Raw genomic sequence first — 24,159 nt, 5'->3', positions numbered from 1 at the left:
CGTAGGAACCATGATCACTGATGTCTGTGCCCGTCTCCTACCCGCCCGATCCTCACTGACCTATTTGCGCGGCCTCTTAGGAGCCCGTGTCCGAGAGGACGTGGGGGTTCGAAACCCCTCTCCCGCACCAGATAGCACTGTCGCGAGCGTCACGATCACGGGCCCGCGCCGGGGGCGGTCCATCAGGATGGCGGGCGTGAGTCTGCACTTCGTCCTCGACCCCGACCTCACTCCCGAGCTGCGCGAGCGGATCGTCGAACTCTGGGTGGACGTCACCAACGCGGGCGGCGCCGTGGGCTTCGTCGCGCCGGTCACCGTCGCCGAGGTCCGCCCCGTCGCCGAGCGCGCCCTCGCCGACATCACCGACGGGCCGGACCGGCTCCTGATCGGGTACGAGGGCGACCGGCCGGTCGCCGTGCTGATCTTCGCCGACAACCGGTTCCACCTGAAGACGCACTGGGGCATCCTCAAGCGGGTGATGGTCCACCCGGACACCCAGGGCCGGGGGTATGGCCTCGAACTGATGCGGGAGGCGGCGCGGCGCGCCCCCGAACTGGGCTGGCGGGCGCTGCACGTGACGGTGCGCGGCGGGTTGGGGCTGGAGAAGTTCTACGACCGGCTCGGCTATCGCGAGGTGGGCCGGCTGCCCGGTGCGCTGCGGGTGGCGCCCGGCGACGACCGGGACGAAATCTTCATGTGGCTCGACCTTGACCGCCCGACGGGCTGACCGCGACCGCCGCCCGGCAGACCCGCAACACGGCCTACAGGCCACTGTCCGGAGAACGGTGGCCTAGCGAACGTGATACCTCAGAGGCATCTTGATGCCTCTGAGGTATCGGGCTCACCCCGATCCTCCGCCGGGGCCATGGCACGCTGCTCAGTTGCGGCCAGGGGGCGCACCCGCTGAACAGGCGCCGTCGCCTGGGGGCTCAGTCCTCGACCGTGACCGGGTCACCGACCTTCACCGCGCCCGGGCCCTCCGGCACCATGTGCAGGCCGAAGAGGAGCTTGCGGCCGATGTTGCGGTGCCGGGCCAGGGTGCGCAGCGGCTCGTGGCCGCGTACCCCGGTCTCCTGGTCGGTGGTGGTGACCACGCAGCGGTCGCACGGCCCGGCGGCGCGGAACAGCGCCGCGCCGATCCGGACCGGTCGGCCGGCCCAGCCGTCCTCGGCCCAGGCCGGCGCGCCGGCGACCACCAGGTTGGGGCGGAACCGGGCCATCGGCACCGGTTCCTCACCGGCCTCGGCCAGCCAGTCGTTGAGCGCGTCGAGGGAAGCGGCGCCGGCCAGCAGGAGGGGGTACTCGTCGGCGAAGCTGACCTGGTCGCCACTGTCGTGGTCCCGCCCGCCGGGGGCCATGTGCCGGGCCGGGTGGCGCAGGTGAACCAGGCGGACCGGCCGGTCGAGCAGGGTGGTGAGCCAGCGGTCGGCGCAGTCCCCGGCGGGCACCGCGTCGACCGGCAGCCGGCTGCGGAAGACCCGGACCGGGGTGGCGGCGTCGCCCGCCGGCTCGGCGACGTCGAGGTCGGGGTGGCCGGCGGCGGTCAGCACGAGGCCGTCGCCGCGCGGCACCGCCCGCAGCCGGACCAGGTCGGTGGCCTCCCGCTGGGTGACGCCGACGCCGTCGGCGTCGACGACCATCCAGCGTCGGTCGCCGGCCAGGCCCCACGGCTCGACCCGCGCGTCGTCGTGCTCGAGCCGGTGACACCCCTTGACCGGGTACGTGTGGATGGCGGCGAGCCTCACCAGGCGACCCCGATGCCGTCGCCCGGGTACCAGTGGTTGACCGGGGTCTCCCGGTAGGCGAGGAAGCGCCGGCCGGTGCGCTCGGCGTGCTCAGGGAGGACGTCGGTGTCCGTCACGTTGTCGGTGAGCAGCATCGCGCCCGGCGCCAGCTTCCCCTCCACCGCGTCGAACTCGCGCTTCTCGTGGGCCCGGCTGTGGTCGCTGTCGTGCAGGAACAGGTCGACCGGGCGGTCCAGGGCCTCGATGGAGGCGACGGAGTCGCCGATCACCAGGTCGACCACCTCGGACCAGGGCGCGGTGCGGGCCAGGTAGCCGGCCTCGGGGTTGATGTCCAGCGAGGTGAGCCGCCCCGGGTGCCCCTCGGCGGCGTTGCGCAGCAGCGCCGCCGCCAGCACGCAGCTGCCGAGGCCCTTGTCGACCCCGGTCTCGACGACGTGCGCCGGCTTCCTGGCGCGGACGATGGCGTACCAGCCGATCCGGCGGGCGTACCGGACCCGTCGGTCGGCCAGGCCGCGGCGGGCGGAGGCGGCGGTCGCCTGCTCGATGTGCCGGCGCAACGTCTGGTCCGACTCGATCTCCTGGAAGTATCCGCGGACCTGCGGGACCGGTACGTCGCAGGCCACGCTGACCAACCAGGCCAGGTGCTGGCGGCTGAGCCGGGTCAGGTCGTACGTGTAGTTGTGGTGTTCCCGGGAGGTGACCAGCCAGCGGGCCGAGGCGCGGAGCACCCGGCCGTCGTGGCGGGCGACCGAGGCGAGCCGCTTGGGGAAGGCGGCGACCGGGGCCAGGGGGGTACGGGCGATGGCTCTGCGCAGTTTGATTGCGTCCACCGGAGGGTTCTACCAGTTCCGGGTGAGCGGTGGCTGAATGTTCGCCGACCGATGATCGCAAATGCCGCCGGTCGTGTCCGGACGGCGGGCCCGTCACCGGGGCGTGACTCAGTAGCATGCGCGCATGCCAGAACGTGAGCAGCCCGCGGGCCCCGGATCCGTCGATCCGGTGGAGCCGACCGACCCGCCCGTCGGGGCGGCGGACGAGGCGCGGCCCCGACGTCGGCGCGGCCGGCGGATCGCGCTGATCACGTTGCTGGTGCTGGCGCTGCTGGGCGTCGGTGGCGTGGGCGCGGGCGCGTTCTATCTGCGCTCGGTGGAGAAGGACGTCGAGCGGGTGGACGCCTTCACCGAGGTGCCGCAGGAGCAGCGTCCGCCGGTGGTGGCCAGGGACGCGATGAACGTCATGATCCTGGGCAGCGACTCCCGTGACCCGGAGAAGACCTCGGGCTCGCGGACCGACACGATCATCCTGGCCCACCTGCCGAAGGACCGGAAGAGCGCGCAGCTGGTCTCGATCCCCCGGGACACCTGGGTACGCGTGCCCCGGTCGAAGGACGGCCGGCACGGCGGCCGGGAGGCGAAGATCAACGCGGCGTACGCCTGGGGTGGCGTCCCGCTGATGGTGCAGACCGTGGAGGAGTTCACCAAGGTCCGGGTCGACCACGTGGCGGTGATCGACTTCGCCGGCTTCAAGGAGATCATCGACGCCCTGGCCGGTGTCGAGATCAACTCCGAGAAGAGCTTCACCTCGATCCACCCGCCGTTCCGCACCTTCCCGGCGGGCGTGCAGACGATGGACGGCGCGACGGCGCTCGACTACGCCCGCCAGCGCAAACAGTTCGCCGACGGCGACTTCGCCCGGATCCGCCACCAGCAGCAGGTGATCAAGGCGATCCTGGACAAGGCCGCCTCCGGTGGCATCCTCACCAGTCCGGGCCGGCTCAACGACTTCGTCAAGGCGTCCTCGGCGGCGGTCTCCGTGGACGAGGGGATGTCCCTGCTGGACATGGCGACCGACCTGCGCGGGTTGCGCGGTCGCAACCTCGCCTTCTTCACCAGCCCGAGCCGGGGCACCGGAACGGTGGGCAGCGAGAGCGTCGTCTTCGCCGACACCGACAAGGCCAGGATCCTCTACGACGCGGTACGCCGCGACGCGCCGCAGGAGATCCCGCGCCTCGGGGAGTAACGCGCCCCCGGGGAGTAGCCGGTGGGCCGGTTGCTTCCTGAAAGTTTTCATGCATAGAGTCACGGCATGAATGACGGAGCTGTCGCGGCACCCCCTGACCGGGTGCTCGACCTGTTCCACGGCGTCCGGCTCACCCCCACCCAGCGCCGCATCGCGCACTGCCTGGTGCAGCACGCCGCCGCCGCGGCGTACCTCTCCGCCGCCGAGGTGGCCGAGCTGGCCGGGGTGAGCCAGCCCTCGGTGACCCGGTTCGCCGTGGCGCTCGGCCACGACGGCTATCCGGCGCTGCGCCGCCGGCTCCGCGAGCTGACCGCCGCCGACTCCGACGGCGGCGCCGGGGACGGCAACGAGTTGCAGCGCGCGGTCCGCGCCGAGATCGCGAACCTGGACCGGCTGGCCGGGCAGCTCGCCGACCGGGACCGGATCGCCGTCGCGGGTCGCCTGCTGGGGGCGAGCCGGCCGCTGCCGGTGCTCGGGCTGCGGGCCGCCGCGCCGCTGGCCGCGTACTTCGCCTACTTCGCCGCCAAGGTGCAGCCGGACGTCCGGGTCCTCGACGACGGCGGCAGCCTGCTCACCGACCGGCTGGAGCAGGCGGCGACGGCCGGCGCGACCGCGCTGCTCGCCTTCGTGCTGCCCCGCTACCCGCGGGAGACCCTCGACGCGCTGCGCGACGCCCGCGACGCCGGCCTGACCGTCGTCGCGATCACCGACTCCCCGGTCAGCCCGGCCACCGAGTACGCCGAACTGGTGCTGCCCGCCGCCGTCGGCACCGACCTTGTCTTCGACCTGCACACCGCCCCGATGACCCTGGCCATGGTGGTCCTCCAGGCGATCTGCGACGCCTCACCGGCGGAGACGCAGGCCCGCCTGGAGGCATTCGAATCGTCCGCCGCCCGTCGCCAGTTGTTCCTCGGCTGAGAGGAGTACGAGATGCACCAGTCCGTCCGCGCCGCCCGCGGAGTCGAGCGCACCGCCCGGGGGTGGCCGCAGGAGGCCGCGCTGCGGATGCTCATGAACAACCTCGACCCCGAGGTGGCCGAACGCCCCGACGACCTGGTCGTCTACGGCGGCACCGGGAAGGCCGCCCGGGACTGGCCGTCGTACCACGCGTTGGTGCGCACGCTGACCGACCTGCGCGACGACGAGACGATGCTGGTGCAGTCCGGCCGCCCGGTCGGGGTCATGCGTACCCACGAGTGGGCGCCCCGGGTGCTGCTGGCCAACTCCAACCTGGTCGGCGACTGGGCCACCTGGCCGGAGTTCCGCCGGCTGGAGCAGCTCGGCCTGACCATGTACGGGCAGATGACCGCCGGCTCCTGGATCTACATCGGCACCCAGGGCATTCTCCAGGGCACCTACGAGACCTTCTCGGCCGTGGCGGCCAAGCGGTTCAACGGCACCCTGGCCGGGACGTTGACGCTGACCGCCGGCTGCGGCGGGATGGGCGGGGCGCAGCCCCTGGCGGTCACCATGAACGGCGGCGCCTGCCTGATCGTCGACGTGGACCGGACCCGGCTGGACCGCCGGGTGCGCGACCGCTACCTGGACGAGGTGGCCGACTCGCTCGACGACGCCGTCGAACGGGTACTGACCGCGAAGCGGGAGCGCCGCGCGCTGAGCGTCGGCGTGGTCGGCAACGCCGCCACCGTCTTCCCGGAACTGCTGCGCCGGGGCGTCGAGATCGACATCGTGACCGACCAGACCAGCGCGCACGACCCGCTGTCGTACCTGCCTGAGGGGATGGAGCTGGCCGACGCCCCGGGATACGCCCGGGACAAGCCGGCCGACTTCACCGACCGGGCCCGGGCGTCGATGGCGAAGCACGTCGAGGCGATGGTCGGCTTCCTCGACGCCGGCGCCGAGGTCTTCGACTACGGCAACTCCATCCGCGGCGAGGCGCAGCTCGACGGGTACGAGCGCGCCTTCGATTTCCCCGGCTTCGTGCCGGCGTACATCCGGCCGCTGTTCTGCGAGGGCAAGGGCCCGTTCCGGTGGGCGGCGCTCTCCGGCGACCCCGCCGACATCGCCGCCACCGACCGGGCCATCCTGGAGCTGTTCCCGGAGAACGAGTCCCTCGCGCGGTGGATCCGGCTGGCCGGCGAGCGGGTCGCCTTCCAGGGCCTGCCGGCCCGGATCTGCTGGCTCGGCTACGGCGAGCGGGACAAGGCGGGGGTGCGGTTCAACGAGATGGTCGCCTCCGGCGAGCTCTCCGCGCCGGTGGTGATCGGCCGGGACCACCTGGACTGCGGCAGCGTGGCCAGCCCCTACCGGGAGACCGAGGCGATGGCCGACGGCTCCGACGCGATCGCCGACTGGCCGCTGCTCAACGCCCTGGTCAACACCGCCAGCGGGGCGTCCTGGGTCTCCATCCACCACGGCGGCGGGGTGGGCATCGGCCGGTCGATCCACGCCGGGCAGGTCTGCGTCGCCGACGGCACCGCGCTGGCCGGGCAGAAGATCGAGCGGGTGCTCACCAACGACCCGGCGATGGGCGTGATCCGGCACGTCGACGCCGGCTACGACGACGCCCGCGAGGTCGCCGCGCGCACCGGCGTACGGGTGCCGATGGCGGAGGGTCTGGCGTGACCGACCTCGCCGGCCGGTTCCGGGCGCTCTGGGACGAGATCGCCCCGGTCGGCCGGGACGCCGGCAGCGGTGGCTACCTGCGGTACGCGCTCACCGACCCGGAGCTGCAGCTGCGGGAGTGGTTCCGGGGCCAGGCCGACCGGCGCGGCATGCCGGTCACCGACGACGGCAACGGCAATCTCTTCGCCTGGTGGGGTGACCCGGACGGCGGGGACGCGGTGCTCACCGGCAGCCACTTCGACTCGGTGCCGCACGGCGGGGCGTACGACGGGCCGCTCGGCATCGTCAGCGCGTTCCTCGCCGTCGACGAGCTGCGCGCCGCGGGCGTCACGCCGGTCCGGCCGGTGGCGGTGGCCGCGTTCGTCGAGGAGGAGGGCGCCCGGTTCGGCGTACCGTGCCTGGGGTCGCGGCTGCTCACCGGCGTGCTCGACGCGGACCGCGCGGCCGGGCTGCGCGACGCGGCCGGGGTGAGCTTCGCCGAGGCGTTGGGCGACCGGCCGGCGGGCGCCCGACCGGAGCTGCTCGGCCGGTTCCGCGCCTTCGTCGAGCTGCACGTCGAGCAGGGCCGCGCGCTGGTCGAGGCCGACGCGCCGGTCGCGGTCGCCAGCGCGATCTGGCCGCACGGCCGCTGGCGCTTCGACGTCACCGGCGAGGGCAACCACGCGGGTACGACCCGGATGACCGACCGCCGCGACCCGATGCTCACGTACGCGTTCACCGTGCTGGCGGCGAACAAGGAGGCCCGGCTGCGCGGGGCGCACGCCACCGTCGGCCGGGTGTCCGTGGAGCCGAACGCCACCAACGCGATCCCGTCGAGGGTCATCGGCTGGCTGGACGCCCGGGCGGCGGAGCCGGAGACGCTGGCCGGGCTGGTCGACGCGGTGCAGGCCAAGGCCGCCGAGCGGGCGAAGCGGGACGGCACCGAGCTGACGCTGACCGAGGAGTCGGTGACCCCGCTGGTCGCCTTCGACGGCGGCCTGGCCGACCGGCTGACCCGGCTGCTGGCCGCGCCGGTGCTGCCCACCGGGGCCGGGCACGACGCCGGGGTGCTGGCCGGGCACCTGCCCACCGCGATGCTCTTCGTCCGCAACCCCACCGGGGTGTCGCACTCCCCCGCCGAGTCGGCCACCGACGCCGACTGCGCCGCCGGGGTGACCGCCCTGGCCCGGGTGCTGGAGGAGCTGGCATGCCGATGACCCGCTGGCTCGCCGAGTACGCCTGGCTGCCCGACCACGCCGAGCCCACCCCGGACGTGCTGATCGAGACCGACGAGGGGCGGATCACCGGCGTCACCCCGCTGACCGCCGGCACCCCCACCGCCGGCGTCGACGTGCTCGGCGACGCCGTCCGGCTGCCCGGGCTGACCCTGCCCGGGCTGGCCAACGCGCACTCGCACGCCTTCCACCGGGCGCTGCGCGGACGCACCCACGGCGGCCGGGGCGACTTCTGGACCTGGCGGGACCGGATGTACGAGGTCGCGGCCCGGCTCGACCCGGACTCCTACCTGGCCCTGGCCCGGGCCGCGTACGCCGAGATGGCCCTCGCGGGGATCACCTGCGTCGGCGAGTTCCACTACCTGCACCACGGCCCCGACGGCCGCCCCTACGACGACCCGAACGCGATGTCCGCCGCGCTGGTCGAGGCGGCCGCGCACGCCGGCATCCGGCTCACCCTGCTGGACACCTGCTACCTCAGCTCCACGGTGGACGGTGCGCCGCTGGTCGGGCCGCAGCGACGATTCGGCGACGGAGACGCGCTGCGCTGGGCGGACCGGGTGACCGCGTTCGCGCCGGAGAACGGGCACGCCCGGGTCGGGGCGGCGATCCACTCCGTCCGCGCGGTTCCGGCGGCGCAGCTCGCCACGGTGGCCGGCTGGGCCGACCTGCGCGGCGCGCCGCTGCACCTGCACCTCTCCGAGCAGCCCGCCGAGAACGACGCCTGCCGGGCGGTGCACGGGCGCACCCCGACCGGGCTGCTGGCCGAGCACGGGGTGCTCGGCCCGAACGTCACCGCCGTGCATGCCACCCACCCCACCAGCGCCGACCTGGCCCTGCTCGGGGAGAGCCGGACCGGGGTCTGCCTCTGCCCGACCACTGAACGGGACCTGGCCGACGGGATCGGCCCGGCCCGGCGGATGGCCGAGGCCGGCAGCCCGCTCAGCCTGGGCAGCGACAGCCACGCGGTGGTCGACCTCTTCGAGGAGGCCCGGGCGGTGGAGCTGGACGAGCGGCTGCGCACCCGCCGACGCGGCCACTTCGGGCTGGTCGAGCTGCTGGACGCCGCCACCGTCGCGGGTCACCGGTCGCTGGGGTGGACCGACGCCGGGCGGATCGCCGTAGGGATGCGGGCCGACCTGGTCACCGTACGGCTCGACAGCGCGCGCACGGCCGGGGTGCCGCCGGTCGGGGTCTTCTTCGCGGCGGCCGCCACCGACGTCCACCACGTCGTGGTCGACGGCCGGGTGGTGGTCGCCGACGGCCGGCACCTGAGCGTGGACGTGCCGGCGGAGCTGCACGCCGCCGTCGCGGAGGTCAGCTCATGAGCAGCCTGCTGGTCGACAACATCGGGGAACTGGTCACCAACTCCCCCGGTGGGGACGGTCCGCTGGGACTGCGGCGCGACGCCGCCGTGCTGGTCGAGGAGGGCCGGGTCGCCTGGGTCGGCCCGTCCCGCTTCGCGCCGGCCGCCGACCGGCGGATCGACGCCGAGGGCGCCGCGGTGCTGCCCGGCTTCGTGGACAGCCACGCCCACCTGGTCTTCGCCGGGGACCGGGCCGCCGAGTTCGCCGCCCGGATGAGCGGCGAACCGTACACCGGCGGCGGCATCCGCACCACGGTCGGCGCCACCCGGGCCGCCTCCGACGACACGCTGCGCGCCACCGTGCGCCGGCTGCGCGACGAGGCGATGCGGCAGGGCACCACCACCATGGAGGTCAAGAGCGGGTACGGCCTCACCGTCGCCGACGAGGCCCGGTCGCTGCGGATCGCCGCCGAGGTGACCGACGAGACCACCTTCCTCGGCGCGCACGTCGTCCCCGTCGAGTACGCCGATCGACCCGACGACTACGTGGGGCTGGTCTGCGGGCCGATGCTCGCCGCCGCCGCCCCGCACGCCCGCTGGGTCGACGTCTTCTGCGAGCGGGGCGCCTTCGACGCGGACCACGCCCGGGCGATCCTCACCTGCGGGCAGGCCGCCGGGCTGGGCGTACGGCTGCACGCCAACCAGCTCGGTCCCGGCCCCGGCGTACGGCTCGGGGTGGAACTCGGGGCGGCCAGCGTCGACCACTGCACCCACCTGAACGACGCCGACGTCGACGCGCTGGCCGGGTCACCGACCGTGGCGACCCTGCTGCCCGGCGCGGAGTTCTCCACCCGGTCGCCGTACCCGGACGCCCGCCGGCTGCTCGACGCCGGGGTGACCGTGGCGCTGGCCACCGACTGCAACCCCGGGTCGTCGTACACCTCGTCGATGCCGTTCTGCATGGCCCTCGCCGTACGCGAGATGCGGATGACCCCGGCGGAGGCCGTCTGGGCCGCGACCGCCGGGGGCGCGCGGGCGCTGCGCCGCGACGACGTCGGGGGGCTCACCCCCGGCGCCCGGGCCGACCTGATCGTCCTGGACGCCCCGTCCCACCTGCACCTGGCCTACCGGCCCGGTGTACCACTGATCCGCCAGGTTCTGCACAACGGAGTGCCGCAATGTCGACCGTGACCATCCAGCCCACCGGAATCTCCCCCGCCGACGTGCTCGCCGTGGCCCGCGGCGCCGCCAAGGTCGTCCTCGATCCGTCCACCGTGGACGCCATGGCCACCAGCCGGGCCATCGTGGACGGCATCGAGGCCGCCGGCCGCCCGGTGTACGGCGTCTCCACCGGCTTCGGGGCGCTCGCCAACACCTTCGTCGCCCCGGAGCGGCGGGCCGAGCTGCAGCACGCGCTGATCCGCTCGCACGCCGCCGGGATCGGCACGCCGATGCCCCGCGAGGTGGTCCGGGCGATGATGCTGCTCCGGGTCCGCTCGCTGGCACTCGGCCGCTCCGGGGTCCGCCCGCTGGTCGCCGAGGCGCTGGTCGACCTGCTCAACCACGAAATCACCCCGTGGGTGCCGGAGCACGGCTCGCTCGGCGCCTCCGGCGACCTGGCGCCGCTGGCGCACTGCGCGCTGGTGCTGCTCGGCGAGGGCTGGGTGCTCGGCCCGGCCGGCGAGCGGCTCGATGCCGCCGAGGCGCTGCGCCGGGTCGGGCTGAAGCCGATCGAGCTGGCCGCCAAGGAGGGGCTGGCGCTGATCAACGGCACCGACGGCATGCTCGGCATGCTGCTGATGGCCATCCACGACGCCCGGCACCTGTTCACCATGGCCGACGTGACCGCCGCGCTGGCCATCGAGGCGATGCTCGGCTCGGAGCGGCCGTTCCTGCCCGAGCTGCACGCCATCCGGCCGCACCCGGGGCAGGCCACCTCGGCGGCGAACATCCACCGGCTGCTGCAGGACTCCCGGGTGATGGACTCGCACCGCGACGACCTGGCGCACGCGGTGCAGGACGCGTACTCGATGCGCTGCGCCCCGCAGGTGGCCGGCGCGGCCCGGGACACCCTCGACTTCGTCGACACGGTCGCCGGGCGGGAGCTGCGCTCCGTGGTGGACAACCCGGTGGTGCTGCCGGACGGGCGGGTCGAGTCGACCGGCAACTTCCACGGCGCGCCGCTCGGCTTCGCCGCCGACTACCTGGCCATCGCCGCCGCCGAGGTGGGCGCGATCGCCGAGCGACGGGTGGACCGGCTGCTGGACGTGACCCGGAACCGGGAACTGCCGGCGTTCCTCTCCCCCGACGCCGGGGTCAACTCCGGGCTGATGATCGCCCAGTACACCGCGGCCGGCATCGTCGCGGAGAACCGCCGGCTGGCCGCGCCCGCCTCGGTGGACTCGCTGCCCACCAGCGGCATGCAGGAGGACCACGTCTCGATGGGCTGGGCGGCGACCAAGAAGCTGCGCACCGTGCTGGACAACCTGACCAGCCTGCTCGCGGTGGAGCTGCTCGCGGCGGTACGCGGCCTCCAGCTGCGCGCGCCGCTGGAGCCCTCGCCGGCCGGGCGGGCCGCGGTGGCCGCGCTGGCCGACGCCGCCGGTGAGCCGGGCCCGGACGTCTTCCTCGCCCCGGTGTTGGAGGCGGCCCGGGCGGTACTGGCCGGCCCGGAGCTGCGGGCGGCGATCGAGCGGGAGGTCGGGCCGCTCGGCTGACCGGTTCCGGACGCGGGCGATCCACACTGGAGGGGTGGAGCCGACGACCCGACCGTTCGACGTGCCGGCGCCCCTCCGGCGGGGCCGGCTGCTCTGGCCCGCCCTCGTGGGATACGTCCTGGTGGCGGCGAGCGCCCGACCGCTCACCGGTCCCGCCGCCGTCGCCGTCCTGCTGCCCGGCTGCGCGCTGCTCGGGGTCGGCCTCCGGCGGACACCGACCCGGCAGCGGGCCGTGGGCCGGCGGACCGCCGCCACCTGGCTCGGTCTCGGGGTGCTCTTCTGCCTGTGGGAGCTGGGCGCTTTCCTGGCCGGCAACGACGAGGCGCACCCGACGTTCAGCATCCTCGCCGATCCGCTGCTCGCCACCTACCCGGGGCGGGTCGCCGGCTATCTGCTCTGGCTCGGCACCGGCGGATGGCTGGTGACCCGGTGAACGGCCGCGCCGTGATCGTCGCCGGCTTCGCCGCGATCATCCTGGCCATGCTGTGGACGGATGTGGCCGCCCGGCGCGGCGCGGGACGGGCCGGGCTCGTCCCGCTGGGTGAGGCGCTCACGGCGGCGCTCCGGAGCACCGCCGGCCGGGCGGTCGTGCTCGGCGTCTGGCTCTGGCTCGGCTGGCACTTCCTCGCCCGGTGACGCCGCCGCCTATGGAAGTGCCGGAGTGGCTGTCGGCCTCCGCTGCTAACGTCGCCGCCGTGGAACCCGATGAACAGGAACTCGACGACGAGATCCGCGCCTTCGTCCTGCGTCAGGTCGCCCTCGCCGACCTGCCGGCGGCGGCCATCGTCACCGAGACTGTGGCATACCTCCACGGGGAGGCCGCACCAGACCGGATCGAGGAGCTGACCTGGCCGGTGGTGGTCGAGGAGCTGACCGCCCACCTGGCCGCGCAGCGGGACTGGCCGGAGGTCACCGACAGCGACCGGCTCACCGCCGCCTTCCGGGCCCTGTCCGCCAGCCGGATCGTCGCCCGGGAGAACTTCGCCTGCTGCCAGAACTGCGGCGCCGCCGAGATCGGGGCCGAGGCGGCGCACTGCGAGGCGCCCCGGGGCTACACGTTCTACCACCAGCAGGACGCGGAGCACGCCGTCGACGGCTCGCCCGTGTTCCTCGCGTACGGGCCGTTCGACGGACGACCGTCGGAGGAGGTCGGCGAGGAGGTGGTGGGGGCGCTGCGCGACGCCGGGCTGACCGTGCACTGGGACGGCGACACCCGCACCAGGATCCAGGTGCCGATGGTCTGGGGGCGTCGCCGGGTCGGCCGGCTGGCCGCACTGCCGCCCACCGTGGACGACGACACGAGCGTCGACGTCGAGCGGCTGGTCTCCTGGTCCGGGCCGTACGCGCCCCGGGACGGTGCGCAGTCCGCCGTTCGGCTGGCCGCCCTGCACCTGCCGTGGATGCCCGCCGACGCCCGGGTCCGCCTCTCCACCGACTCGGTGACCGTCACCGTCCGGCGCGAGGGCGACGCGCTGATCGGCGTGTACGACGACCCCGGCCGGCCCACCGCCACCGCCGGCCGGTACGACGGCATGGCCCTCCTGGGCCGGCCGCCGGCCACGACTCCGGCACCCGCCGACTTCGTCGAGGCCACCTACGAGCACTCCGTGGGCCACGGCAACCTCGTGGCGCTGGAGGCGGCGGAGGCCGCCGCGATCGCGCACCAGCTGCGGCCGCACACCCGCGACTTCCTCGCCTGCGGCGGCCGCTCCGGCGGGGTGGTGCAGATGTGCTGGGAGGCGGACCGGCTCTGGCTGGAGACACCACACCCGGAGACGGCCACCGTGACCGGCCGCCACGTCACCCCCGCCGAGGCGGAGCGGATGATCACCATCCTGGCCACCGAGGACCGGATCGCCGTCGGCGAGCTCGGCGACGTCGTGACCAAGCCCTGGTAGCCGGAAGCCGCCCACGTTCCGTCCGGCGTGGGCGGCGCTCGGCTGACCCACGACGGTCAGGCGCGGGTCCAGCGCAGGACGCCACGCAGCAGGGTGGCGGCCGAGGCGGGCGCGGCACCGAACCAGGCCAGGGAGGCGACACCGAGGGCGGCGGCCAGCAGACAGCACCGTGGACGACCGAGCATGGCGCTTCCCCCGTCAGGAAGAGCCCGCCCACCGCCGGGGCGGGCGTGTCCTGACGGGATGGCCGTCGTCACGCCTCTGCATTCGGAGAGTGCATCCTGGTCAGAGGTCGATCACCGTGAGCCACTCCCCGCCCCGGACGGCGCGGTAGCCGTACCTCTCGCACAGGGTCTGGACCACCGTGGGCACGTGAGCCGCACCGTAGACCACCGCGACCCGGATCGCCTCGTCGTGGCGGGCGTCGTGGATCCGAGCCAGCTCGGCGAGGAGTTCGTCGTCCCGCTCCTCCAGCAGCGGCTTCTGCAGGAAACGCAGGAAGATCCGCGGGTCGGTGTCGTCGCTCACCTCGTACCCGCGCCGCAACAGCTGACTCCGGCCGCCGACGGCCGCCATCACGGTGAGCACCGGGACGAGCAGGACCAGGTCGAGCCAACCCCACCACGACAGCCGGTCCCGTCGCCCCCCACCGGTCAGCCGCTCCGGCCACACCACCGGTACGCCCAGCGCCCGGTAGTCGATGTCCTGGTTGACGAGCGCGCTCGCGCCGCGCTGCCGGGTCAGTCGGTAGGCGATCGCGTACGCAAGGCCGGTACCGCTCGGGCCGTCGTACCCCTCGGCCACGATCAGGTCGCACGTCGAGAGCCGGGTGGCCACTTGCCGGTAGAAGGACGGCAGCCCGAAGTGGACCATCGGGAAGAGCACGATCCGCATCGGTGATCCGGACCGGGCCAAGGTGATCACGGCGGACCGCAGCCCCAGCTCGCTGACCTCGGTAATCTGCACGGACACCCTCCCGCCAGAGGTGCGGTCAGGGTAGACGGGGCGAACAAACGAACCAGCACCGAGCGGACGGCGCGTCGGACACGTGCTGGTCCGCCGGCCCACTCAGCCGACCAGCACGGGCAGCGCCTGGCGGCGCAACGCGTCCACCGGCGAAGGGACCCGGGGGGGATCAAGCCGCCGGCGGCAGCACCTTGGCGACCAGCTTGGCAAGCTCGCGCAGCGCCTTGCCGCGGTGGCTGACCGCGTCCTTCTCCTCCGGCGTCAGCTCGGCGTTGGTCCGGTCCTGGCCGTCGCCGAGGAAGATCGGGTCGTACCCGAAGCCGCCGTCGCCGCGCGGCGAGCGCAGCAACCGGCCAGCCTGGCGGCCGTCGACCAGGTGCTCCTTGCCGGTGGGCAGCACCAGCGCCACCGTGCAGACGAACGACGCGCCGCGGTGCTCGTCGGGCAGGTCGGCGATCTGGTCCAGCACCAGTTGGAGGTTGGCCCGGTCGTCGCCGTGCGCGCCAGCCCAGCGGGCGCTGAACACGCCGGGCATGCCGTTGAGCGCGTCGACGGCGAGCCCGGAGTCGTCGGCGATGGTGGGCAGGCCGGTCCGCCGGCAGCCCTCGCGGGCCTTGATCAGCGCGTTCTCGCCGAAGGTCAGTCCGGTCTCCGGCAGCTCCGGATATTCCTCGACGTCGTCCAGCCCGATCAGGGCGATCCGGTGCGCGCCGAGCGCGCCGTCGAGGATCCGCTGCAGCTCGATCAGCTTCTTGCGGTTGCGGGTGGCGAGCAGGACCTTGTTCATGATGCCAGTGCCTTCCGCTGCGCCTCGACCAGTTCCAGACAGCCCAAGGTGCCCAGGTCGAGCATGGCGTCGAGCTGCGCTCGGGAGAAGACGCCGTCCTCGCCCGTCCCCTGCACCTCGACGAACTCGCCCTCGCCGGTGCAGACCACGTTCATGTCCACCTCGGCGGCGACGTCCTCCTCGTAGTTGAGATCCAGCCGGGGCTCGCCGGCGATGATCCCCACGCTGACCGCCGCCACCGACCGGTGCATCACCTTCTCCGGCTTGCCGGCCAGCGACTTGCGGGCGGCCAGCCAGCTCACCGCGTCGTGCAGCGCGACGTACGCGCCGGTGATCGCCGCCGTGCGGGTGCCGCCGTCGGCCTGGAGCACGTCGCAGTCGAGCACGATCGAGTTCTCGCCGAGCGCCTTCAGGTCGATGCTGGCCCGCAGGCTGCGGCCGATCAGCCGGGAGATCTCATGGGTACGCCCACCGATCTTCCCCCGGACGCTCTCCCGGTCGGAGCGGGTGTTGGTGGCCCGGGGCAGCATCGCGTACTCGGCGGTCACCCAGCCCAGCCCGGAACCCTTGCGCCACCGGGGCACGCCCTCGGTCACGCTGGCGGTGCAGAGCACCCGGGTGCCGCCGAACTCGACGAGCACGGAGCCCTCCGGGTGGGTGCTCCAGCCCCGGCTCAGGGTCACCGGTCGGAGTTGGTCGGGCAGCCGCCCGTCAGGTCGCGCCATGACTGCACCTTATGCGGTCGGATGATCCGACCGCGCCCCCGGTGCCCTCAGGCGGCGGTGGCGCTGCCTGCCGCGTCGGGCCGGCGCGGCGCTGCCACGTCCGGTTCCGCCCGCGGCGACCCCGTCCCGCCGGGGCTCGCGCCGTGTACGCGCAGGAATCCGGCGACCGCGGCGGGCCAGCCGAACTCCTCGGCCCGGGACCGGGCGGCCGTCCGCCGCGCGCCCTCCGGCCGGCCCAGCAGCCGGGTGACCGCGTCGGCGATCGAGGCCGCCGTGCCGTACGCGGCGAGCCCCGCCCCGCCCACCACCTCGGGCAGCGCGCTGGCCGCGTTGACCACCACCGGCGTACCGGAGGCCAGCGCCTCGAGTCCGGCCAGCCCGAAGGTCTCCACCGGACCCGGCGCCAGCACCACGTCCGCGCTGGCCAGCAGCGCGGCGACCGCCGCCCGGTCGGGGAGGAAGCCGGTGAAGTGCACCGGCAGCCCGGCGGCCCGCCGGACCAGCGCGCCGCGCAGCGGACCGTCCCCGGCCATCACCAGGACCGCAGGCACCCCGGCCCGGCGCAGCTCGGCCAGCGCGTCGACGGCCAACTCCGGGCGCTTCTCGGTGGAGAGCCGGGCGCAGTGCACCAGCAGCACCTCGGTGTCGTCGGCGTACCGCTCGCGCAGGGCGGCGTCGGACCGGTCGGGTTGGAACGTGATCAGGTCCACCCCCAGCGGCACCAGGTCAACGGCCGGCGCGTCGATCCGGGCGAACTCCTCGGCCGCCCAGCGGGTGGTGCAGACGATCCGGTCGTACGACATCACGGTGCGCAGGTTGAGCCGGTCGGCGACGCCGCGGGCGGTGCCGGACGGCAGCCGCCACTGCCCGAGCAGGCCGGTCAGGCACTCGTGCGACACCATCACGGAGGGCACGCCGTGCGCGCGCGCCCAGCCGCCGGTCCACCGCAGCGTGGACCGGTCGGAGACCTCCAACCGGTCCGGGGCCAGCCGGGTCAGCAGCCGCTCCACCGGTCGCCGGGCGGTCAGCAGGCGGTAGCCGCCGCTGCCGGGCACGACCGGCCCGGGCAGGGTGAAGACGGTCCCCCACCGATACCGGCTCACCCCCGGCCGTTCCCCCGGGATGACCAGCACCGGGTCGTGCCCGGCGTCCCGGTAGCCCTCGCCGAGGTGCCGCAGGGCGATGCGCAGCCCGCCGGAGCGTCCGGTGACGAAGTTGGCCAGCCGGACGATCCGCAGGCCCCGCCGGTCGGCGTCGCCCATCACGCGGCCGTCAGACCGGTCGCGGGGACGCCGGACAGGACGGCCTCGTAGTGCCCGATCAGCTCGTCGCCCACCGCCGTCCAGCTGCGCCGGCTGACCGCCCGCCGGGCGGCCGCGCCGTACGCGACGCGCAGGTCGGCGTCGGCGGCGAGGCCGGCCACCGCGTCGGCGAGGGCGGTCGGGTCGCCGGGCGGGACCAGCAGGCCGGTGACGCCCGGCTCGACCAGGTCCACCGGGCCACCGCTGGCCGGGGCCACCACGGCCAACCCGCTGGCCGCCGCTTCCTGCACGGTCTGGCCGAAGGTCTCGTGCGGGCCGGTGTGCACGAAGACGTCCAGGCTGGCGTAGAGGCGGGCCAGCCCCTCCCCGTGCTGCACGCCGAGGAAGTTCACCCCGGGCAGGCTTCTCTCCAGCTGCCGACGGGCCGGTCCGTCCCCGGCCACCACCACCCGTACGCCCGGCAGCCGGGAGGTGGCCTCCAGCAGGTCCACCCGCTTCTCCGGCGCCAGCCGGCCGACGTAACCGACCAGGACCTCGCCGCCCGGGGCAAGCGACCGGCGCAGGACGGCGCAGCGCTTGTCGGGGCGGAAGCGTTCGGCGTCGACCCCGCGGCCCCAGAGCCAGATCCGCCGCACCCCGTTGGCGATCAGGTCGGCGGCGGCCCGGGTGGACGGGGCCAGGGTGCGCTGCGCGGAGTTGTGGATCTCGGCCAGCCGCCGCCAGGCGGCCGCCTCTCCCCAGCCGACCCGGTACGCCCGGGCGTACGAGGCGACGTCGGTCTGGTAGACGGCGACCGTGGGCAGCGCGTGCCGCTGGGCCAGCGTGGCGGCCCGCGCGCCGAGCACGAACGGACTGGCCAGGTGCACCACGTCGGGTGCGTGCCCGAGCAGCGCGTCGGAGAGCCGGGCGCTGGGCATCCCCAGCCGAAAGCCCTGGTAGCGCGGGAGCGGCATGCTCGGGATCCGCACCACCGGGTACGGCAGCCGGTCGGCGGGACGCCGACGGGCTCCCGGCGGGGCCGGCGCGATGACGATCGGTTCGTGGCCGCGGGCCACGAGGTGCTCGGCGGTCCGGACGACCGAGTGGGCGACACCGTTGACGTCCGGCGGGAACGACTCGGTCACGATGGCGATCCGCATGGTGCCACGGTGGGGGTGGCAGCGGTGCGCCAGACGACGGGTCGCTGACGCACCGGCGAACAGTTCGGCACGAAACCGCGCCGGGCCAGTCCCGGGCGCCGCGCGACCCGGCTCAGTCGTCCCCGGGCCCGACCTGGGGCGGACCGGTGGGAAGCCGGGTGGACCGGCCGGAATGCCGGATCTCGGTGTCGACGGAAAACCGGCCGGCGGCGCGGACGCGGCGCCGGCCGGCGGGAGGGGCGCTCCGGGGGCCCGCCCCGCAGGCGGCGCCGACATCGGCTGCGGCCAGCCCGGCACGGGGGAACGGCCGGAGAGCCGGGAGAGACCCCGCGGGTCGGGGGCGCCGGTGAGGGGGTCCGGTCACCCGGGAGACCCTGGGGCGGCGTCGCTGCCTGCGGCCCGCTCAGACCTCGTACGTCGCGCCCGGCCGGACCACTTCCAGCGGCCCGCCGTACGCGGCGGCGGCCGACTCCAGGGTGTGCCCCTCGCTGCCCCAGGCCGCCACCAGGTGGGTCAGCAGCAGCCGCCCGACCCCCGCCTTGGTGGCCGTCTCGCCGGCCTCCCGGCCGGTGAGGTGCAGGTCCGGAGGGTTCTCCATGCCGTCGAGGTAGCTGGCCTCGCAGAGGAAGGTGTCGGCGTCCTGGGCCAGCCGCAGCAGCGCGTCGCAGAGCGCGGTGTCGGAGGAGTAGCAGAGCACCCGGCCGCCGTGCTCCAGCCGCACGCCGTACGTCTCGACCGGATGGTTCATCCGGTCGACGGTGACGGTGAACGGGCCGATCGGGAACGTGCCGGGCTGCAGGCCGTAGAACTCGTAGACGTCCTCGACGGTGCTGTCCCCCGGGCCGTACGCGGCGGCGAGCCGGTCCGGCGCGCCGGACGGGGCGTACACGGGCAGGGGCGGGTACGGGCCGTCCGGGGCGTACCGGCGGACCACCACGTACGAGACGGCGTCGAGGATGTGGTCGCAGTGCAGGTGGGTGAGGAGGATGGCGTCCGGGGCGTGCAGCCCCACGTAGCGCTGGAGGGTGGAGAGCGACCCGGAGCCGAAGTCGACCAGGAGCCGGAACCCCTCCGCCTCGACCAGGTAGGCCGAACAGGGGGATTCGGGGCCGGGGAAGCTCCCCGCGCAGCCGAGGACGGTCAGTCTCATCCGGTTGTCCCGTGATGACTCACCGTAGTCGCCGCGCCGGTGTCAGCACCGCCGATGATCTCTACCGACGCGTACGCCACGCTGCGCAGCCTACGCGCAGCGACGGCGGGGCAAGAATCATCTGCTGGAAGTTGTCGTCAACGTGACACCCCCGGACCGGCCGGCGACCGACCGTCCGGCCCGGGGCGGGCGTCAGGCCCAGAGCTGACCCTCGAGGGCGTCCTCGGCGTCGGCGAGCGTACCGCCGTAGGCGCCGGTCGACAGGTACTTCCAGCCGCCGTCGCAGACCACGAACGCGACGTCGGCCCGGCGACCGTCCCGCACCGCCTCGTGCGCCACCGCGAGGGCGGCGTGCAGGATCGCCCCGGTGGAGAAGCCGGCGAAGATGCCCTCCACCTCCACCAGCTGCCGGGTACGCAGGACCGCGTCCCGGGTGCCGACGGAGAACCGCCGGGACAGCACGGTGGCGTCGTAGAGCTCCGGGACGTACCCCTCGTCGATGTTGCGCAGACCGTAGACCAGCTCGCCGTAGCGGGGCTCGGCCGCCACCACCTGGATGCCGTCGACCTTCTCCCGCAGGTAGCGGCCGGTGCCCATCAGGGTGCCGGTGGTGCCCAGACCGGCCACGAAGTGAGTGATCGTGGGCAGGTCCTGCAGCAGCTCCGGACCGGTCGTCTCGTAGTGCGCGCGGGCGTTGGCCTCGTTGCCGTACTGGTAGAGCATCACCCAGTCCGGGTGCTCCGCCGAGATCTGCTTGGCGGTGGCGACAGCCTGGTTCGAGCCGCCGGCGGCCGGCGAGAAGATGATCTCCGCGCCGTACATCCGGAGCAGCTGCACCCGCTCGGTGGAGACGTTCTCCGGCATCACGCAGACCAGCCGGTAGCCGCGCAGCTTGGCCACCATGGCCAGCGAGATGCCGGTGTTGCCGCTGGTCGGCTCGAGGATGGTGTCGCCGGGCCGGAGCCGGCCGGCCTCCTCGGCCGCGCGGACCATGAACAGCGCCGCCCGGTCCTTGATGCTGCCGGTCGGGTTCCGGTCCTCCAGCTTCGCCCAGAGCCGCACCGGCGGCGCCCCATCGGGCACCGTCGGCGAGAGCCGGGGCAGCCCGACCAGGGGCGTGCCGCCGCAGGCGTCGAGCAGGCTGTCGTACCGCGCCATCGCGACCGCCCTCAGCGGGCGGCGACGGCGCGCGCTGCGCGCGCAGCGGCGCTGTGCTGAGCGATCGCGGCTGCCGCCGCACGGTGCTGACCGATCGCCGCAGCGGCGGCGAAGCCGAAAGCGCCACCCGCGACGGCCGGCAGGATGGTGACGCTGTCGCCGTCGTTGAGCTTGGCGTCCAGCGCGCCCACGAAGCGGACGTCCTCGTCGTTGACGTAGACGTTGACGAAGCGGTGCAGCGCCCCGGCGTCGGTGACCAGGCGGGCCTTCAGGCCGGCGTGCCGGGAGTCCAGGTCGGTGAGCAGGTCGCCCAGGGTGTCCCCGGCGCCCTCGACGACCTTCGCGCCGCCGGTGTAGCTGCGCAGGATGGTGGGGATGCGAACCTCGATGGCCATGACGTCGTACTCCTTGATCGGGTGTGCCTCGGTGACGGACGAAAAGGGTGTTCGGCGCTGAAGGTCAGCGGCTGGAACACTCGTAGTCGACCGTCGCCGGGCTCTGCCCGAACATGTACGACTGCACAGCGTGCGGGTCCACCGCGGCGTCCCCGATCCGCACCGGCTCCTCGGTCACCACGCCGTCGACGATCCGGAACGAGCGGATCTCCTCGGTGTCCGGCTCCCGGGTGGAGACCAGCAGGTAGTGGGCTCCGGGTTCACCGGCGAAGGAGATGTCCGTCCGGGACGGGTAGGCCTCCGTCGCGGTGTGCGAGTGGTAGATGACGACCGGTTCCTCGTCGCGGTCGTCCATCTCCCGCCACACCCGCAACTGCTCCATCGAGTCGAACTCGTAGAACGTCATCGAGCGGGCGGCGTTGTCCATCGGGATGTGCCGGGTGGGGGTGTCGCTGCCGGCGGGACCGGCGACCACGCCGCACGCCTCGTCCGGGTGGTCCCGGCGGGCGTGGGCGACGATCGCCTCGACGATCGACCGGTCGATGCTCAGCACGCCGACCAGCCTAACGCCTGTCGGTGACGAGCCGCGAAGTGGTGGCCGTCACGAATCAGTCGATCAGGGCGTTGAGCAGGGATTCCTGCAGGTAGCCCAGGTAGGCGTAGACCGACAGTTGGAACACCCGGGAGGAGCCAGGGTCGGCGGCCACCGCGTCGTCCAGCTCCTCGCCGAGGTCGGTGCCGTCCTTGATCTCCAGCCGGACGCCCATCGCCAGCCGGGCGTCGTTGAGCGCCCGCAGCCACGCCTCAGCCGCCTCGGCGTCCAGCCGTACCTCACCGCCGGCCTCGTCCGGCAGCGCGGCGAGGATGGCGCCGGCCTGGTCGATCTTGGCGGTCTTCAGGTCGCCCTCGGTGTAGCGGCGGAACTCCGCCGCGCCGGCCGGGTCGTCCGGGTACGCGTCGGGGAAGAGCCGGCCGACCACCGGGTCGGTGTGGTCGAACCCGTCGGTGAGCAGCCCGACCACCTCGGAGGCGACCTTGCGCAGGACCCGGACCTCGTCCACGGCGAAGATGGCGACGTACCGGCCGCCCTGGCGGCGGAACATGCTCACGACCGGTCCACCGTCGCCCACAGCCCGTACGCGTGCAGCTGCGACGCGTCGTGCTCCATCCGCTCCCGGGCGCCGCTGGACACCACGGCCCGGCCCTTGTGGTGCACGTCCAGCATCAGCTTCTCGGCCTTCTCCCGGCTGTATCCGAAGAGCTTCTGGAAGACCCAGGTCACGTACGTCATGAGGTTGACCGGGTCGTCCCAGACGATCGTCACCCATGGCCGGTCCGAGACCGGCACCTCGTCGGTGTCCGGCGTCTCGACCGGTGCAACCTGTGGAGCCGCCATGCCCCCCATCGTGCCACCGGAGCCGGCGATCCGATGAACCGGAACGCCGGGCCGCCCCGGATCACCCTCCTGGGCGGCGGACACCGGGCGGGACGGCGACGCGAGGCCGCCCTGGTCAGGCGAGCAGGATGCCGTGGTCGAGCGCATCGGAGAGCACCGCGCCGAGCGAGAGACGGATCACCTCGAAGCGCCGGGAGACCTCCCGGGACAGCTCCAGCTCGACCTCGCGCAGCGCTCGCTGGGCCCAGGACCGGGCGCCGTTCGGGTCGTCGTTGCCGGGGCTGCGCCAGTGCTGCCAGCACCCGCCGGAGAGCGCCACCCCCACCGGCGGGAGGACCTCGACGCGCTCCGCCCCGGGGAAGCCGGCCAGCGCGTCGAGCGCGCCGGCGCCGCTCAGCCCGGCCACCCCGGCGGTGCTGGTGACCAGGAGCACCCGGTCCAGCTCCAGGCCGGTCGGGTGGTCGCCGAGCCCCCAGCGCACGGCGTGGGCGATCCGGCGGCGTACCCCCTCGGCGAGGGGCGCGCCGAAGACCGGGGCGGCCACGTCGTCGACGATGCCCCGGACGGCCTCGTCGCACTGCGCGGTGGCGAGCATCGACAGGGCCTCCATCTCCCGGTCGAGCAGCTGCGGCAGGCCGGCGCAGCCGACCCCGAAGACGATCTCCTGCACCACCCGGAGGTGGATGTTGGCCAGCTCCAGGGCGAGGTGCTGACGAATCCGCTGGACGCAGGAGCGCACCTGACGGTCGAGCCGGTCGGTGAGGTCACCGGGGTCGAGCCCCGGGGCGACGGTCACCCGGCCGTGCGCCCCGGGCAGCACCGGCGGCTGGGCGCTGGCGCGTCGCAGCCTCTCGTCGGCGGCCCAGCCGACCAGCGCCCGGCGCAGGGGGGCGTGGTCGGCCTGCCGGACCGGGTACCAGCGGGCGGCGGCGAGCCCGGGCACGGCGGCGAGCAGGGCGGCCCGGTGGGCCGCGACGGAGACCGCTGCCGGGTCGACCGGAACCCGGGCCCGGCCCTGGGCCGTCGCCCCGGTGCGGACGGGCGGCGGGACGGACGCCCCCGTGTCCCCCGTCGAACCGCCGTCCCGGACCGGGGCCCAGCCGGCCACCCCCGGGGTGACCACGAAGAAGACCTCGACCGGTGCCCGGGCGACCTCGGCCAGCAGGTGCAGCTCGGCGGCGGTGAACGCCTGGTCCGCGGAGATCACGAAGAGCAGTGCGCCGGCCCGGCTGACCGCGTCGAGCAGCACCCGTCCGCTGGCCACGCCCAGCGAGCCGGTGTCGGGGGTGTCGAGCACAGCAAAGTGCCGCAGCAGCGGATCGGGGACGCTCAGCTCCACCCGGCGCGGCGGACGGGCCAGCGCCGGGCCGGCCGCCGCCGGGTCGGCGCCGTAGGAGTGCGGCTGGCGGTAGCCCGGCACGTACGCCGCGCGGCTCGGCACTCCGGCGTGGTTGACCAGCAGGCAGCTGCCGGCTGGCACGGCCAGCATCGCGGGCTCCAGCCCGAGCAGGGCGGCGAGCACCTCGCGCCGGCCGGCGCCAGCCGGGCCGGCGGCGACCACGGCCAGCGGCTCGTCCGGGCAGGGGGCGGTCACCCCGAGCCGGGTGGGCAGCGGCCCGCGGCACAGCCGCTGTGTCGACTCACTCGCGTCGTCGGGGACATGGGCCGAGCGGAGAGGACCCGGCTTCATCGGACG

26 protein-coding genes are annotated in these 24,159 nt (G+C 74.4%); 11 read left to right on the top strand and 15 right to left on the bottom strand.

Annotation, left to right across the window (positions count from 1 at the left end):
- Nucleotides 1-187: 187 nt before the first annotated feature.
- Entirely contained in the window at nt 188-727 is a 540-nt protein-coding gene (locus ACLQ2U_RS18215; protein WP_425751865.1) for a GNAT family N-acetyltransferase, read from the top strand.
- A 202-nt stretch (nt 728-929) separates the two neighbouring features.
- Here the strand turns inward: ACLQ2U_RS18215 and ACLQ2U_RS18210 are convergent, their stop codons facing one another.
- Nucleotides 930-1,745, bottom strand: a complete 816-nt coding sequence (locus tag ACLQ2U_RS18210) for an MOSC domain-containing protein (protein WP_425751864.1) — start codon at nt 1,743-1,745, stop codon at nt 930-932.
- Nucleotides 1,742-2,575, bottom strand: a complete 834-nt coding sequence (locus ACLQ2U_RS18205; RefSeq protein WP_425751863.1) for a class I SAM-dependent methyltransferase — start codon at nt 2,573-2,575, stop codon at nt 1,742-1,744. Before ACLQ2U_RS18205 ends, ACLQ2U_RS18210 begins: the two co-directional genes overlap by 4 nt.
- A gap of 124 nt (nt 2,576-2,699) precedes the next feature.
- Between ACLQ2U_RS18205 and ACLQ2U_RS18200 the strand changes: the two genes are divergently transcribed.
- From ACLQ2U_RS18200 to ACLQ2U_RS18155, 10 genes are all read left to right on the top strand, one after another.
- Nucleotides 2,700-3,764 (top strand): LCP family protein, encoded by a 1,065-nt coding sequence (locus tag ACLQ2U_RS18200; protein WP_425751862.1) that lies wholly within the window; start codon nt 2,700-2,702, stop codon nt 3,762-3,764.
- 66 nt (nt 3,765-3,830) lie between these two features.
- Nucleotides 3,831-4,682 (top strand): MurR/RpiR family transcriptional regulator, encoded by an 852-nt coding sequence (locus ACLQ2U_RS18195; RefSeq protein ID WP_425751861.1) that lies wholly within the window; start codon nt 3,831-3,833, stop codon nt 4,680-4,682.
- A 12-nt stretch (nt 4,683-4,694) separates the two neighbouring features.
- Nucleotides 4,695-6,350 carry a urocanate hydratase gene (hutU, locus tag ACLQ2U_RS18190; RefSeq protein WP_425751860.1) on the top strand — a complete coding sequence of 552 codons (1,656 nt, stop codon included), beginning with the start codon at nt 4,695-4,697 and terminating at the stop codon, nt 6,348-6,350.
- Nucleotides 6,347-7,546, top strand: a complete 1,200-nt coding sequence (locus ACLQ2U_RS18185; RefSeq protein ID WP_425751859.1) for an allantoate amidohydrolase — start codon at nt 6,347-6,349, stop codon at nt 7,544-7,546. The genes hutU and ACLQ2U_RS18185 overlap by 4 nt, the downstream gene beginning before the upstream one ends.
- Complete coding sequence (locus tag ACLQ2U_RS18180) at nt 7,543-8,892, top strand: formimidoylglutamate deiminase (RefSeq protein WP_425751869.1); 1,350 nt, start codon at nt 7,543-7,545, stop codon at nt 8,890-8,892. Before ACLQ2U_RS18185 ends, ACLQ2U_RS18180 begins: the two co-directional genes overlap by 4 nt.
- Entirely contained in the window at nt 8,889-10,061 is a 1,173-nt protein-coding gene (gene hutI, locus ACLQ2U_RS18175) for an imidazolonepropionase (RefSeq protein WP_425751858.1), read from the top strand. The genes ACLQ2U_RS18180 and hutI overlap by 4 nt, the downstream gene beginning before the upstream one ends.
- Entirely contained in the window at nt 10,049-11,587 is a 1,539-nt protein-coding gene (gene hutH, locus ACLQ2U_RS18170; RefSeq protein WP_425751857.1) for a histidine ammonia-lyase, read from the top strand. The genes hutI and hutH overlap by 13 nt, the downstream gene beginning before the upstream one ends.
- A 34-nt stretch (nt 11,588-11,621) precedes the next feature.
- Entirely contained in the window at nt 11,622-12,020 is a 399-nt protein-coding gene (locus tag ACLQ2U_RS18165) for a hypothetical protein (RefSeq protein WP_425751856.1), read from the top strand.
- Complete coding sequence (locus tag ACLQ2U_RS18160; RefSeq protein ID WP_425751855.1) at nt 12,017-12,223, top strand: DUF6186 family protein; 207 nt, start codon at nt 12,017-12,019, stop codon at nt 12,221-12,223. The genes ACLQ2U_RS18165 and ACLQ2U_RS18160 overlap by 4 nt, the downstream gene beginning before the upstream one ends.
- A 59-nt stretch (nt 12,224-12,282) precedes the next feature.
- Nucleotides 12,283-13,485 carry a DUF6891 domain-containing protein gene (locus tag ACLQ2U_RS18155; RefSeq protein ID WP_425751854.1) on the top strand — a complete coding sequence of 401 codons (1,203 nt, stop codon included), beginning with the start codon at nt 12,283-12,285 and terminating at the stop codon, nt 13,483-13,485.
- A 56-nt stretch (nt 13,486-13,541) separates the two neighbouring features.
- Here ACLQ2U_RS18155 and ACLQ2U_RS18150 read toward each other — a convergent pair whose 3' ends face one another.
- The 13 genes from ACLQ2U_RS18150 to ACLQ2U_RS18090 form a co-directional block, all read right to left on the bottom strand.
- Complete coding sequence (locus ACLQ2U_RS18150) at nt 13,542-13,670, bottom strand: hypothetical protein (RefSeq protein WP_425751853.1); 129 nt, start codon at nt 13,668-13,670, stop codon at nt 13,542-13,544.
- 100 nt (nt 13,671-13,770) lie between these two features.
- On the bottom strand, nt 13,771-14,451 hold the full coding sequence (locus ACLQ2U_RS18145) for a hypothetical protein (protein WP_425751852.1): 681 nt from the start codon (nt 14,449-14,451) through the stop codon (nt 13,771-13,773).
- A gap of 169 nt (nt 14,452-14,620) precedes the next feature.
- Nucleotides 14,621-15,238, bottom strand: coding sequence for an RdgB/HAM1 family non-canonical purine NTP pyrophosphatase (gene rdgB, locus ACLQ2U_RS18140; RefSeq protein WP_425751851.1), 618 nt, complete (start codon nt 15,236-15,238; stop codon nt 14,621-14,623).
- Complete coding sequence (gene rph / locus ACLQ2U_RS18135; protein ID WP_425751850.1) at nt 15,235-15,963, bottom strand: ribonuclease PH; 729 nt, start codon at nt 15,961-15,963, stop codon at nt 15,235-15,237. The genes rdgB and rph overlap by 4 nt, the downstream gene beginning before the upstream one ends.
- A gap of 47 nt (nt 15,964-16,010) precedes the next feature.
- The gene (locus ACLQ2U_RS18130; protein ID WP_425751849.1) at nt 16,011-17,225 is read right to left on the bottom strand and encodes a glycosyltransferase; all 1,215 of its coding nucleotides are present in this window, start codon (nt 17,223-17,225) and stop codon (nt 16,011-16,013) included.
- The gene (locus ACLQ2U_RS18125) at nt 17,225-18,364 is read right to left on the bottom strand and encodes a glycosyltransferase family 4 protein (protein WP_425751848.1); all 1,140 of its coding nucleotides are present in this window, start codon (nt 18,362-18,364) and stop codon (nt 17,225-17,227) included. The genes ACLQ2U_RS18130 and ACLQ2U_RS18125 overlap by 1 nt, the downstream gene beginning before the upstream one ends.
- Nucleotides 18,365-18,767: 403 nt before the next feature.
- Nucleotides 18,768-19,514, bottom strand: a complete 747-nt coding sequence (locus ACLQ2U_RS18120; protein WP_425751847.1) for an MBL fold metallo-hydrolase — start codon at nt 19,512-19,514, stop codon at nt 18,768-18,770.
- 192 nt (nt 19,515-19,706) lie between these two features.
- Nucleotides 19,707-20,672, bottom strand: a complete 966-nt coding sequence (locus ACLQ2U_RS18115; protein ID WP_425751846.1) for a PLP-dependent cysteine synthase family protein — start codon at nt 20,670-20,672, stop codon at nt 19,707-19,709.
- 11 nt (nt 20,673-20,683) lie between these two features.
- Nucleotides 20,684-21,067, bottom strand: a complete 384-nt coding sequence (locus ACLQ2U_RS18110; protein WP_425751845.1) for a MoaD family protein — start codon at nt 21,065-21,067, stop codon at nt 20,684-20,686.
- Between the two features lie 64 nt (nt 21,068-21,131).
- Complete coding sequence (locus ACLQ2U_RS18105) at nt 21,132-21,620, bottom strand: Mov34/MPN/PAD-1 family protein (RefSeq protein WP_425751844.1); 489 nt, start codon at nt 21,618-21,620, stop codon at nt 21,132-21,134.
- Between the two features lie 55 nt (nt 21,621-21,675).
- On the bottom strand, nt 21,676-22,170 hold the full coding sequence (locus ACLQ2U_RS18100) for a DUF2017 domain-containing protein (protein WP_425751868.1): 495 nt from the start codon (nt 22,168-22,170) through the stop codon (nt 21,676-21,678).
- A 2-nt stretch (nt 22,171-22,172) separates the two neighbouring features.
- Complete coding sequence (clpS, locus tag ACLQ2U_RS18095; protein WP_088963684.1) at nt 22,173-22,463, bottom strand: ATP-dependent Clp protease adapter ClpS; 291 nt, start codon at nt 22,461-22,463, stop codon at nt 22,173-22,175.
- 115 nt (nt 22,464-22,578) lie between these two features.
- Entirely contained in the window at nt 22,579-24,153 is a 1,575-nt protein-coding gene (locus ACLQ2U_RS18090) for a hypothetical protein (protein WP_425751843.1), read from the bottom strand.
- Between the last annotated feature and the right edge of the window lie 6 nt (nt 24,154-24,159).

It is taken from the genome of Micromonospora sp. DT47 (assembly GCF_049844475.1).
GTDB lineage: Bacteria > Actinomycetota > Actinomycetes > Mycobacteriales > Micromonosporaceae > Micromonospora.
This window is presented reverse-complemented; position numbering and strand designations above follow the sequence as displayed.